The following is a 13,088-nucleotide window of genomic DNA, read 5'->3' as shown; positions in this document are numbered from 1 at the left end:
ACTACCTCTAATTTATATAATACTTGTCCGAAAAAATACAGGAAAGATAAAACTGGACACCCTTTCTAATTAAACAACATACTTTTATATTGTTTAACTATAAAACATAAATATTATGAAACAGGGTTTAAAAATTGTTACGGTATTTTGCCTATTCTTTCTTCTTACGAATTGTACAGGTAGCGATTGGCTCGACATAGATTTTGATAGTTGTGGGTTTTATTCATATGTGGATGTAGCCTCAGCATGTGAATGCTTTGAAGTCACAGAAGAATATTGTTCTTCTAATTTTTATCAATTAGATGAGGATGAGTTTAATCGTATTAATATCCTTTTTGATGAAAACGAGGAGATTTGTATTGAAATTTCTGGAACTGATTTTTCTGGAAAATCTTTTTCAGGATTCGCAAAGAGACCATTTGTAGACTATTGCCATAAATGGTTTGGTAATTAGAATTCATCTTAAAAACACAAAAGCATCCCAATTTTCTAAAAGAAAAAAGGAAAGCTTTCCATTGGAACACCAAATTTTACTTTGGTATTACTACACTCCCAAATAGTATTTGGGAACAACACAACTTCTTTAACTTGCCCAAAAAAGCCCTAATCTCTTAGAGCTTTTTAGCAATTTGGCGGTCTGGACGGGACTCTTTAAAAAATTAGTTGGATATTAAATAGCTAAAACATCACCTCACCAAACTAAAATGCCCATCATAACGGACAAGGGTCGAATAGGTCTATTCCTAAACCAGTAAATTCACATAAGTTTAGCTAATTACAACAAAACAATTACAATCAATTAGCGACTAAACCCATCAAATAGCTTTAAATGCACAGCACCAAGACCGGCAAGTGCCGAAATAAGTTCGGAATCCGGATTCCCATAGACATGGAATCTTTGAACATCTAGGCAATCAAAAAAACGTTCTGCATAGGCCTGAAAATTACCGAGATGAGTTCGCACAGCATCCGAATTGGTATAACGTTCAAAGATATGGCATTCACTATTCTCCAAATTGATTGACCATTCATAGTTAATGGTATCCGGTTCATTGGCCTTAGTCGCTAAAATCATCCCATCTATTAATGCTTTTAACGCTTCTAATTTACCGTGTTTGATTGAAAGTTCGAGGTTCCAGAATACTTGAGTATTTTCCATAATGTTAAATATTAGTTCTTTAAAGATAGGGAGAATTTTAAAATCATCCCCAAACAAAAAATGCCCATCATATCGGAAAAGAGTAGAATGGGTTTATTTCTAAAATACTTTGTCATATCTCTGTGACCAATACAATGTACGTTCTCAGTGATATTTGAACTTTTTAGCACTAAAACTTAGTGAAGTTAATGCATACAGTGTAATTAGTTTGAAGATTAATTCAAATCTTTATAAAACAAAAAAGCATCCCCATTTTCTGTAAAGAAAAAAGGAAAGCTTTCCATTGGAACACCAAATTTTACTTTGGCATTACTACACTCCCAAATTAACTTTGGGAACAACACAACTTCTTTAACTTGCCAAAAAAAGCCCTAATCTCTTAGAGCTTTTTAGCAATTTGGCGGTCTGGACGGGACTGTAACCTTGCTCTATCAGCCCAACCATAGCAGTACAACTGCCAAATATCTTCACTAATGTTGACGATTTGTGACCTATTTACAAATATTCAATAGTTCAATTTATTTTCGTCTGGCGCAAAAATAGTAATTTGAATCAATTAAAAATATTTAATATCAAAAAAAATTAAATAATTATAACTTAATATATTCCATAGTTCATAATCAAGCTAACTTTATGCATCAAGAAGTTGATAATACTTTAGAAGAAATCATAAACTTTTAAAATCATATAGATGAAATAAACTTCTGAAAAAGTTGGCTAATCAATTTTGTCTAACTAAATCTAGTCAGGTTAATACTAACCAAAAACACTACTTCACACATTTCCAGTCACAAAATAAAAAAGTATTATTTATCTTTTTTTCCCATAAAGCAATTTAAGGCACATTTTTTGGTGCAATATTCTTACAAACATATGTAATCTAAAAATTTTTAGTCTCTCTCCTATTTCAGTTTGCATCGAACTTAGTCTTAATTATTTTTAACAAATAAGTATGCATGAAATTAAAACTACTATCAGATAATTTAATCTTGGAATTGAAGGAACTTGAAAATGACTCTCAGGATATTATAAGTGTCTCTAATAGAGCAATAATCCTATGCCGTAACTTATTGACTACATATAAAAAACACATAATCAAGAATGGATTTGAATCTACCCAAGATGAAATTGAATTTTTCAAAAACACGAAACAACCAACACTAACAAATCTTATTTATTATTCTGAAGTTCGTTCTTTTGAAATACAGTTTCCAAAAGTAAATCATGATGCTCAAAAGAAATTCATAAAAAAGAAAATAAGTAAACTGAATAGGTTTTTTCTTTACAATATGGATTTTTGTCAATACATTAAATCAAACAACACACATTTTGACCAACAATATTTCACTAGAGAGTATTTTGATAATTTCCCAATAACCTCTTCTAAATTCTATTTCCAAGATCCAGAATTCAGTACACCTCGTTGTATGCTTTTAGGTAAGTTCAAAGCTTACAATCTATTTATAATTTATCTACAAAATAGACTTATAGACAAAAATAAATCACTAAATTTTGATCCCAATGCACTAAACAGCAACATGAGCTTGCAATGGACTGCAAGCAAAACCGCTCTCACGGAGCTAATATATGCGCTTCATCACAGTAAATCGATAAATAATGGCAATGCAGATATCAAAGAAATAGCATCTGTCCTTCAAAAAATATTTCATTTCGACCTTGGTAATTTCTACAAAATCTTCTCAGAAATTAAATCTCGAAAAACAGATAGAACTAAATTTTTGGATAATCTATCTAACGGTTTATTGGTGCAAATGGAAAATTCTGAAGAATAAAAACCAGACTTTATTTTAACCACATACGGTTAACCTCCTGCTTTTCAAATTCTTTCTCAATAATCTCCCCTTTCTTAATTAAAACTCACAAATACTGCTACCAAAACACAATAAATAGCATCAAATTTAATAATGTTAAATTTTGACCGTATACGGTCTAACTTGTGAATAAAATCCACTAATACACTTCAAATTTGCAGAACGAAAGTCAAATCAGGTCAAGGGCTATCATTTTAGCTAAAATCAAAATGGTAGTTCTTTTCTAAAAACGGTTCTACTATGCCTGCAACAATTATTACTACAGATGATCTTAGAGATTTCAAACTTGAATTACTCGATGATATTAAAAAACTTTTAAGCAAACAAGCAGAAGGTAAATTGAAGAAATATTTAAAATCTTCAGAACTCATGGACTTACTGCAAATTAGCCCTGGCACTTTGCAGAATCTTCGAATTAATGGCACACTTCCATACACAAAGGTTGGTGGCATTATTTTTTATGATTCTGAAGAAATACAAAAGGTTATGGACTGTAATCGAGTGCTTCGTCAAGAGGAATAAACATGTATGAATTATATAAAACATCTCAATGCTGCCTTCCAAAAATTTCATTCAGACAAACGATTGAATCCAACTCATATAAGCTTATATATGGCATTATTTCAATATTGGAATATCAACCGATTTCCAAAGGAATTTTATATCGACAGGCAAGAAATAATGCAACTCTCAAAGATTGGATCAAAACCAACCTATCATCGCTGTTTAAAACAAATGGCTACATGGAAATATTTAAAATATATGCCTTCCCATAATCCGTATAAAGGAAGCAAAATTAACATGCTCATATTTAATACAAGCTCTGAACAAGTTGTAAACAAGCATGAAACAAGTACTGAACAAGCATTAGTACGTAATATAAACATTAATAAACAAATAGAAAACATTAATAAAACTAAGCTACCAAAAAATAAATTTGAAGTGATTAATTTTTTTAATAAGAAAAAATGGCCAACTAATGAAGCTCAGAAATTCTACAACCACTATCAAGGCATCGGTTGGAAAATTGGGGGCAAAATAAAAATTGAAGATTGGCAAGCTACCGCAAGTAATTGGATGCTTAAAGCCAATGAATTTAAAACTACAGATGTGGTTTCTCAAAAAAATGACAACCTGCGAACCAGTAAAAACAAAGATTATGGTCAACCCTTGTGAAATAGTTGAAGAACATAAAACGTATTCCATTGGCTCGTTTGATGGCAAGGAGGTGATTTACGATTTTGAAAAAATCTTAATCTATCTCGATGCTAAAGGAAAAATGCTCTTTGGTAATGATTTTAAAATCTACGAAGAAGACCGCTCAATCATTTTAAAACTCTGCCAATATTTTATAAAAGACAAAGAAAATTGCGATAAAAATGAAATTGATCCAGATAAGGGTATTTTACTTTCTGGACCTGTTGGTTGCGGAAAAACAAGCTTAATGCTATTGTTAAAGAATATCGTTCCATTACAAAAACCGTACATCCTGATTCCTTCTAGAAATATTGTATTTGGTTTTAATCATATTGGCTACAAAACTATTGAAGACTATGGTTGCAGGCAGTTTTTCTGTTTTGATGATTTAGGTGTGGAACCTGTTGGAAGACATTACGGAAAAGACTGTAATGTCCTAGGCGAAATTTTAATCTCACGCCATGAACTTTTTATAGATCACAAAATAAAAACGCACGCAACTACAAACCTAAATGCTGGAGAATTGGAAGATTTATATGGCAATAGAGTCCGAAGTAGAATGCGGGAATTATTCAACCTCGTAGCATTTGATCAAGACACCAACGACAAACGAAAATAACAGATTTCCGACTTCACGGAAATTAAATAAATATGATTTCAATGAAAATAGCCACCTACAACATCCAGAATTTATTTCACAGAGATAAGAGCCTTTTGGAAAAACCATTTGGCAAGAATCTCACAAATTGGATAACTGAACTTGATTCTTTAATGCTTCAAACTTCTAAATCTTTGAGTCAACAGGATCGGATTAGAGAATTATCATTTTTAATTGGTTTTGAAAAATCAAGTCCGCGACCTTATGCTGTATTGCGAAGAAAAGCAGGCTTTCTGTTTATGAAAGGTTTAAGCCATTCCATTGACAATAAAGCCAGTAATCTCACAGATTGGAATGGATGGATAGAACTTCAAACTGTTCCCATTCATCCTAAGTCAACACATCATAAAGCACAAGTTATTGCAGATGTCAATCCCGATATTTTATTACTACAAGAAATAGAGGACAGAGCATCATTTGAAGATTTTAACCAACTCATTCTACCAAAGTTTGACTGCAAGCCTTTTAATCAATCTTTTGTGATTCAAGGAAATGATATGAATAGTTTAGAAATGGGAATAGCGTTGCGACAAGGCTACAACCTCGAAACAGTTAGAACTCATAACGTAAATTCTATTAATAATGATGCTGGCAAAAACCTCATTGAATACGAAATTAGCACACCTTCAAAAGAGACTATTTGGTTATTGAATGCCTATCTAGAAAAGTCCACAACAGACAAAAAGCAGTCAGATAAGATTAGAAAAAAACAAATCTCAAAAATCGCTGAAGTTTATAACAATCTCATAGCTGAAGGCAAAACCAATATCATTATCGCTGGTACATTTAATGCGCCATCCTATTGTGATTCTTTATCGCATTTACTACAAAATACAGACCTAAAAGACATCACAAAACACCTATCGTTTGAAGTGGATATGGACAAAGGAAATGACGCTACTTATTTTAGATTAGGCGCTTTCAGAATGGGTGTAAATATTAAGCAGAAAGATTACATGCTCTTCTCTCCTAGTCTATTTGATAGAATGATTGATAGTGGGTTAAATCGCAAAGCCATGTGGCCAGAAAAGCTTCCGCAATGGTCTATTTATAAATCTGTTTCTAATAGAAATATTGCTGCTAGTGAGCATCCTTTGGTTTGGGGGAAGATTGAGTAATGTATAGCAAAAGAAAGCAATATACATCTTGATAGTAGTATTATTTTCTTTTCAAAACATCACGATATATGGCTGTCACTATTTCCTTAATAATCTTTAAAAACTCTAAATACAACTCACTCATACCCCTGAAAATTTAATAATTGAATGAAGTATAACCAAAGCAACAGCATATTGAGATTCTTCTTTGGCCAAATAGATAGCCTCATCCGTTTGAGATAAAAACCCAAGTTCTAAGAGAATAGTTGCGTTAGTATTATTATCTCGTAAGACCTGAAAATTTCCATATTTCAATCCACGTTTTTTAATGCCAAGTATATCAGCTAATCCCTTTTGAAGAGTAAACCCTAAATAGGCAGATTCCTCCGCTTGCACTTCGTTTTTAGGATGAATAAAAACTTCTGTTCCTGATGCTATTCTGTTTATAGCTTGATTACAATGTATCGAAATAAATATATCAGCTTTTAGTTTTTTGGCTAGTTGTGTTCTATCGCCAAGAGCTATTAAAGTATCTGTGTATCTAGTGAGATATAACATTAAGGGATTTTCAATTAGCTTGTTATTTAGTACCACTATTTTAGAAGCAATACCCAAAGCAATATCTTTTTCCTTTATACCATTTATACCTATTGCACCAGCATCTTTTCCGCCATGTCCAGGATCTATTACTACAATAGGATTTCTTGCTTGGTATTTACCATTCTGTGAATAAGAAAGATTTAGAAAAACTAGACAGAATAACAGCACTGTCATTTGATTTAATGTGATCATAATAATCGTTTTAGGTTACACAATATTCAAGAAATCAATTACTTCCTTAATAATCTTCAAAAGTTTAACACCAATTAGCGTTAAAATTTAGAGATTTTCTTCCTTCAACTTCAAATCACAATAGATTTCACAAAAGTCTTAGCAGACGGCGAAGTATGACGTACTGCACAAATACTAAAAACTTAAAATCTATTTCTTATGAAAAAATCAATTTTTGTCTTACTCCTGTTCTTATTAGCATCAGCTTCAAGCTTTGCTCAAATTGGTGGTATTGAAGATTCTGTAAATGATGTTTCAGATACCATTAGAACCATTTTCCCAATCATCTTGGGTGTCATCTTCCTTATCGGATTCCTGTTCAATGCTGGTCATTTCTTTGGCGAGAACGCAGACCTTAAAAAAGGGATTACTCGTGTTTTAGTATTTGTATTAATTGCTGGTGCAGTAGTAGGCATATTCACTTACTTAATAACCATCGTAGTATAATGACTCTCATCGAGGGATTTATTGAAATAGCTGTATGAAGAAATACGAAGTATATAAAAACATTAGAAAACAGGCAGTCATTTTTGGATTGCCTATTTCCCTATTTGCACTCATGATGGTGTCCATTTTAGCATCATTGTTAATCATTATTTTCTCTTTCAGCTTTGCGATGATAATTGGCATACTGATGTTCAATGCAGTCTTATATGTTGCTTTTACGCGCATAACCAACAATCCGCAGCTTTTTCAAATGGCAAAAGCTTTCCCAAGAATTATAAGCAACAAAAGAAATTCCGGCTTCGATTATGAACAAGATTAACATTGCAGCATATCAACCCATTGTAGATATTCAAGATAATATCGTATTTGCCAATAATGGTAATGTCGTCTTGTGCTATGAAGGGAATCTGCCAGAAATCTATTCCCTGTCCGAGAAAGATTTTGAGGATATGCATGGCGCATGGTTTCAAGCTTTGAAATCATTACCAATTGGAACTGTAGTTCACAAACAGGACATCTACCTTAAAAAATCTTATTCTTCAGAACAACTTCCAAACACCACCTTTTTAGAAAAAGCCACACACGAGCATTTTAAAGGTCGTGGACACATAGAGCATAAATGTTATCTATTCTTCATCTTAACCAAGAACAAAGCCCTAAACAACCCGAAATATGTCAATCCCTTCAAAAAAATTTCAAAAGGAATCGTTCAAGAACTAGATGATAACATTAAGAGCTTCGCTAACTCTGTAAACGATTCTGTTTCTTTTATAAACAATAGTCGAAAAATGGAATTTCAACCGCTTCAATCGGAAGAGATTCACCAACTTACAAGCGGTTATTTTAATGGATTCAATGAAGGATTTGATACTGATATTTTACTAGAAAAGAAAAGCGTCAATATTGGCGAAAATCATTTTGATGCGCTAGCCATCAACAGCGAATTATGCTTTGGCGAAAGCGTGCAAAGTAGCAAAATGAATGAGAAATTCACTTCTGACGATTTTGTGTTTCATCAAGGGTTTATTGATGGCATAGGCCTTACGCTTAATGAAAACCATATTGTCAATCAGATTCTTTATTTAGACGACAAACAAAAGTGGCGCAAGCTGTTGGATAAGAAAATAGAAGAACTTAACAAAAGTTCCAATTTTGGTTCACAAAACAAAGTCGTACTTGGTAAAATTCAGCACATTTTGGACCAAATCAATGCAGATGATAATTCACGTATTATACGTGGTCATCTCAATATTGTGTATTGGTCGAAAGATGTTAAAGAATTGGATAAAATAACTTCTAAAATTAAAACAGAATTTAAAGAACTGGATATTATCCCTTACTATCCTAGAGGGGAAGAACGTAAAAACTATATCCTGAACAGTTACTGCTGTTTTTCTTCAAATTTCTCAAATAATGATTTATACGTAACTGACTTAAAGCATGCACTTTGTTTGTTCATCAATAATACCAATTACAAATCGGATAAAACAGGTATCATCTTTAATGACAGGGAACATAACATTCCTGTTTTAAAAGATGTTTGGGATGAAAAAAAGAAACGCATTAAAGCACGAAACTTTGCCATATTTGCGCCAACTGGCGAAGGCAAATCGTTTTTAGCCAACAATATTTTGCGCCAATATTTTGAAAGTGGCGTAAGATTAGTCATTATAGATTTAGGTGGTTCTTATACCAAATTTGCCAAACTCTATCCTGAAAAATACACGGTGCTGCGTTACGAAAGCGGAAAGAACTTAGGCATCAATCCCTTTTACATTAGTGATGTAATTGATTTGATACCTGAACGACTTGAAGATTTATCAGTATTTCTTTTTGAATTATTTGCTTCAGATTTAAAAGTAACCAAAGCACAATCCGTTTCCGTTAAAAAAATATTACGGCATTATTATGATATCACTTCCGAAAATCATTCTTTGGAAGGCTTTTACAAGTTTATAGAAAGGCACCAGAAAGACCTTCTGAAAACCCTAAAAATCCATCCCGACTATTTCAATGTGACGAGTTTTTTGCACGTCCTATCTGAATATGTCGGCGATGGTCTATATAGCTTTTTATTTGAAGTTAGCGAAGACCAAACTTATAAAATCGAAGACAAACGATTGATTGTTTTTGAACTGGATGAAGTAAAAGACAACAAGGAAATTCTATCTGTCATGCTCAAGCTGATAAAGTCAGCTGTCCAAAGAACCATTTGGAAAAATCGTGCAGAAAAAGGCATTATCCTTTTTGACGAGTTTGCCAAACAACTCAAGTTTGAAAATGTATTGGAAAGTGTGGAATTCTATTACCAAGCCATTAGAAAACAAAATGGTGCGATTGGTATTATTCTACAATCCATAAATCAATTGCCAAATAATTCAACATCAGCAAGCATACTTGAAAACACACAGGTTATCTATAGCCTGAATAATGAGAAGGGCTATGAAGAACTAGTCAAAAGACTCAATCTATCTAGCCATGATTTAAACCAATTAAAATCCATTAAAAACAATCTTTCTGGTCCAAGAAAATATACCGAAATGTTTATTAAAATCGGAAAGGAAAGCAACATTTTTAGGCTTGAAGTACCGAAAGAAGTATACGCAGCTTACTTAACCGATGGACAAGAAAACGAGGCCATAATGGCCATTTATGAAAAAAGCCTGAATATGGAATTGGCTATAAAAGAATTCACATCTAAAACATAGTAATATGAACACAAAAATCAAAACAATTTTATTCGGACTAATTTTTACGGTTGCCATTTTATCGCCCTGCGGTACTACTGCCCAGGGAATGCCTACTTATGACAATACCAATTTTATCAGTTTGGTAAAACAACTTGTAGAATCAGGCAAACAGACAGCTCAAATGATTAAGTCTGTGCAATTCTTGAAGGACGCCAAAGAAAGCATAGAGAAAGTATCTAATGTGATACGACAACTTAGAGCGGTTGAAGAAATTGCTAAAAACAATCAACGTCTTATTCAGGTTATGCAGAATGATTTACAAAACATTTTGAACTCGCCTTACATAAAACCAGATGAAGTTACACGAGTTGCAGAATCATTCGATGCCATCGTCCAAAACTCTTTAGATATGGTAGATTTTATAGACGAAATCCTATCCAGCGATTATCTAAAAATGACCGATGCCGAACGTGCCGAAATTCTAAAACAAAAAGAGTTAGAATCGAAGCAAATGATTTCCAATATCACTACAAAAACGAAACGTTACAAAGACATTATTTCCTTTAGAAAAATGCAGGATAGAGTTAATAATCGCGAAATAAATTATTAGAAATGACCGCAACCATCATTTTAGGAATTGGGTTAGAACATATCGACACGTTGTTTCAAACCATACAGAATAGTAGTTTCTCGCAATATACCATTGCAGGCATGAAAACACTTGCCGTACTGTTTTTTTTGGTCAATATCCTAAAAAAGTATAATGAAGGTATTGCGGACAAGGATGGTTATTCATGGGGATTAAGTCCTGGCGAACTCGCAAAGAATTTTGCTGTGGTACTCTTGGTTATCTTTTCAACGCAGGTGTTAGGGTTTTTCGATGGCATTTTAGTGGCCATTGAAGGACAATATCGAGGGACTGCACCTGCGTTATTACCATTGCAATTACAGGATTTACCGCTTGAAGAAGATGTTGGGCTATTGGACGCAGCAAGTTTGGCGATGACACTCCTTTATGAAGCGTTGTTAACGCCACTTTACGGATTCAAGATCTTAGCCTTTATACTGAGTACCATGTTGTGGATTCTTGACCTTTTTATATATCCGCTCTTTTTAGCAGAACGCTTTTTCCTATTAGGAATCATGCAAGCGTTTTTCCCATTAGTTATCAGTCTTGCTGTGTTTGAAAAGTTCCGTTCCCTAGCCTATACGTTTTTTAAACTGTATGCAGCAGTCTATATGTTGGTGCCTGCATTTTTCCTGGTCAATGTATTTGTCAATGCGATATATACTGAAATAAACACCAATTTCTGGACCAACTTATTTGGTACCGATTTTGGCCAAGGCTTTTTTGCACCTGTTGTACAATTAGGTTCGGTTGGCTTTATCGTATTCCTGAAATTCAAGCTATACAAACGTGCCACATCTTTTACACTTAGATTATTTACTGCCTAAGGCAGATTAAACATAAAAATATGAAACATTCATAACTAAATCTTGATACCCAAGGAAATGATTAAATGGATGCTACATGTGACCATTAAGAAACAATAATATAAACACATGAAAACACCTTACAAAAATATTTATACCGTGCTGAAGTTAAATCGATTCATCGTTTTGGCAGTCGTTGTTTGCACGTTGCTATCCAGTAGCTTTTCAGTTTGGATGGCATTTACCACAAACAAAAACGCCATGAATAGTGCATTTGCCATCAATACCGATGGTAGTATCATTCCGTTGAAACTAGTAAACCAAAAAGAAAATTTTAAAGTTGAAGTTCTAGCGCATTTGGAACTGTTTCATAACTACTTCTATAATATCGATGCGAGTAACTATGAGAAGCATTTAGAAAAGGCGCTTTGGTTGGGTAATAGTTCCGTGGATAATCTATATCGCCAGAAAAAAGCGGATGGTGTCTATAATCGCTTATTACAATATTCCTTAGTACAAAATGTACTGAGTATTGATTCAAAAATAACAGAAAATAATAGTACCTATAGTTTTACCACAACCACCATTTTTGAAATCAATAGAGGTTCTATAATCGATACTTATGAGTTGGTGTCTACTGGAGACTTAATTATAGTTGACCGAAACTTCCCCAACAATCCACATGGCCTATTAATTACCAATTATTTCGAAAACACTTTAAAAAAACTAAACAATGAAAGTTGAGCCGACCCGCCTGCCGTCAGGCAGGTAATCGGCATTTAAAATACCACTCTTATGAAAGTAGAAAAGAATAAAATAGTATTTATAGCAGTATTGGCTATTGTTTTCATATTCCTTATTTCCTATTCCGTGATGGTAATGGGCGATGATGAAAGTGAGAATGACAACCTTGAACAGACCTTAATACCAGATTTAGAAGAAAACCAAAAAGAGTATGATTCTAAATTAGATGCTCTTAATGATTTAAAAGAAGTCCGTGAAAACAATGCACCAAGCATCTATAATGAAAAATTAATTGATTCGATGGGTTATTACGATCCTGACCTGCCTGAACGTGAAAAGAAACGTATTGTAGATAGCATTTATGATGCAGGCAAAATTCAATATTCTGATAAAAAATATCAAAACTTCGGACAAAAGAAAGTCGAAAAGAAACAACCAGTAGAAATTGATTCATCCGACATCAAAAGAGAACTAAAGATTCAAGCCAAGGAAATGGGTCTTGAACATCAACTATTTTTTGCTGCTGAACCGAAACCCAATAAACTTTCCATTATCGGTAATACCGATGCCACCATTTACGTAGTTGTTGATGGCGACCAAATTGTAAAAGCAAATACGAGATTGAGAATGCGACTTACCGAAGCTGCAACAATCAATGGTAAACAAATGCCCAAGAACACATTTTTATTCGGGTTTATAAGCTTTCAACCTAATCGCGCTTTAATTGAAATTGAGAATATCAATCATCATCCCACAAAACTAAAAGCTTTCGATTTACAAGATGGTAGCGAAGGCATTTATGTGGAAAACAACTTTAGAGCTGAAGCGACGAATGAAGTTCTGGAAGATGTTATAGGCGATATCAATATCCCAACTGTTCCTCAAGTGGGCGGAATCACAAAAGTATTTAGACGTAGTAATCGAAATGTAAAGGTTACTGTATTGAACAATTACAAACTTATTCTAAAACCAAAATTATAAGTCCATAATGGACATTTA

General features: G+C 33.4%; 15 protein-coding genes. 13 read left to right on the top strand and 2 right to left on the bottom strand.

The features are described from left to right. Positions 1-115 precede the first annotated feature (115 nt). A complete protein-coding gene (locus ACIEHO_RS02740; protein ID WP_406968387.1) occupies positions 116-454 on the top strand; it encodes a hypothetical protein in 339 nt (112 codons plus the stop codon). 345 nt (positions 455-799) lie between these two features. On the opposite strand, the gene ACIEHO_RS02735 is transcribed toward ACIEHO_RS02740, so the two are convergent. Next, positions 800-1,159: a putative quinol monooxygenase gene (locus ACIEHO_RS02735; RefSeq protein ID WP_406968385.1), complete on the bottom strand. Its 360-nt coding sequence runs from the start codon at positions 1,157-1,159 to the stop codon at positions 800-802. A 956-nt stretch (positions 1,160-2,115) separates the two neighbouring features. Between ACIEHO_RS02735 and ACIEHO_RS02730 the strand changes: the two genes are divergently transcribed. The 5 genes from ACIEHO_RS02730 (at position 2,116) to ACIEHO_RS02710 (ending at position 5,964) form a co-directional block, all read left to right on the top strand. After that, complete coding sequence (locus tag ACIEHO_RS02730) at positions 2,116-2,952, top strand: RteC domain-containing protein (protein ID WP_406968383.1); 837 nt, start codon at positions 2,116-2,118, stop codon at positions 2,950-2,952. A 279-nt stretch (positions 2,953-3,231) separates the two neighbouring features. Continuing rightward, on the top strand, positions 3,232-3,513 hold the full coding sequence (locus tag ACIEHO_RS02725; protein ID WP_406968381.1) for a helix-turn-helix domain-containing protein: 282 nt from the start codon (positions 3,232-3,234) through the stop codon (positions 3,511-3,513). Positions 3,514-3,519: 6 nt separating this feature from the next. Continuing rightward, positions 3,520-4,167 carry a hypothetical protein gene (locus ACIEHO_RS02720; protein ID WP_406968379.1) on the top strand — a complete coding sequence of 216 codons (648 nt, stop codon included), beginning with the start codon at positions 3,520-3,522 and terminating at the stop codon, positions 4,165-4,167. Continuing rightward, complete coding sequence (locus ACIEHO_RS02715; RefSeq protein ID WP_406968702.1) at positions 4,151-4,807, top strand: P-loop NTPase family protein; 657 nt, start codon at positions 4,151-4,153, stop codon at positions 4,805-4,807. Before ACIEHO_RS02720 ends, ACIEHO_RS02715 begins: the two co-directional genes overlap by 17 nt. 41 nt (positions 4,808-4,848) lie before the next feature. Continuing rightward, positions 4,849-5,964 (top strand): hypothetical protein, encoded by a 1,116-nt coding sequence (locus ACIEHO_RS02710; RefSeq protein ID WP_406968377.1) that lies wholly within the window; start codon positions 4,849-4,851, stop codon positions 5,962-5,964. A gap of 120 nt (positions 5,965-6,084) precedes the next feature. Here ACIEHO_RS02710 and ACIEHO_RS02705 read toward each other — a convergent pair whose 3' ends face one another. Continuing rightward, positions 6,085-6,735, bottom strand: a complete 651-nt coding sequence (locus ACIEHO_RS02705; protein WP_406968375.1) for an N-acetylmuramoyl-L-alanine amidase family protein — start codon at positions 6,733-6,735, stop codon at positions 6,085-6,087. A gap of 198 nt (positions 6,736-6,933) precedes the next feature. Between ACIEHO_RS02705 and ACIEHO_RS02700 the strand changes: the two genes are divergently transcribed. The 7 genes from ACIEHO_RS02700 to traM all read left to right on the top strand — a co-directional run bounded on the left by ACIEHO_RS02700 (position 6,934) and on the right by traM (position 13,070). Beyond that, positions 6,934-7,221 (top strand): hypothetical protein, encoded by a 288-nt coding sequence (locus ACIEHO_RS02700; RefSeq protein WP_406968373.1) that lies wholly within the window; start codon positions 6,934-6,936, stop codon positions 7,219-7,221. 34 nt (positions 7,222-7,255) lie between these two features. Further along, positions 7,256-7,540 (top strand): hypothetical protein, encoded by a 285-nt coding sequence (locus ACIEHO_RS02695; protein ID WP_406968371.1) that lies wholly within the window; start codon positions 7,256-7,258, stop codon positions 7,538-7,540. Next, the gene (locus ACIEHO_RS02690) at positions 7,527-9,929 is read left to right on the top strand and encodes a TraG family conjugative transposon ATPase (RefSeq protein WP_406968369.1); all 2,403 of its coding nucleotides are present in this window, start codon (positions 7,527-7,529) and stop codon (positions 9,927-9,929) included. The genes ACIEHO_RS02695 and ACIEHO_RS02690 overlap by 14 nt, the downstream gene beginning before the upstream one ends. A gap of 4 nt (positions 9,930-9,933) precedes the next feature. Continuing rightward, positions 9,934-10,521: a conjugal transfer protein gene (locus ACIEHO_RS02685; protein WP_406968367.1), complete on the top strand. Its 588-nt coding sequence runs from the start codon at positions 9,934-9,936 to the stop codon at positions 10,519-10,521. Between the two features lie 2 nt (positions 10,522-10,523). After that, a complete protein-coding gene (locus tag ACIEHO_RS02680; protein WP_406968365.1) occupies positions 10,524-11,366 on the top strand; it encodes a hypothetical protein in 843 nt (280 codons plus the stop codon). Positions 11,367-11,474: 108 nt separating this feature from the next. Beyond that, positions 11,475-12,089, top strand: a complete 615-nt coding sequence (locus tag ACIEHO_RS02675; RefSeq protein WP_406968363.1) for a conjugal transfer protein TraK — start codon at positions 11,475-11,477, stop codon at positions 12,087-12,089. Positions 12,090-12,140: 51 nt separating this feature from the next. After that, the gene (gene traM, locus ACIEHO_RS02670) at positions 12,141-13,070 is read left to right on the top strand and encodes a conjugative transposon protein TraM (RefSeq protein WP_406968361.1); all 930 of its coding nucleotides are present in this window, start codon (positions 12,141-12,143) and stop codon (positions 13,068-13,070) included. The last annotated feature ends 18 nt before the right edge of the window (positions 13,071-13,088 follow it).

Source organism: Flavisericum labens (assembly GCF_045446075.1).
GTDB lineage: Bacteria > Bacteroidota > Bacteroidia > Flavobacteriales > Flavobacteriaceae > Flavisericum > Flavisericum labens.
Note: the sequence above shows the minus strand (reverse complement) of the source record. Positions and strands in the feature narration are given on the sequence as shown.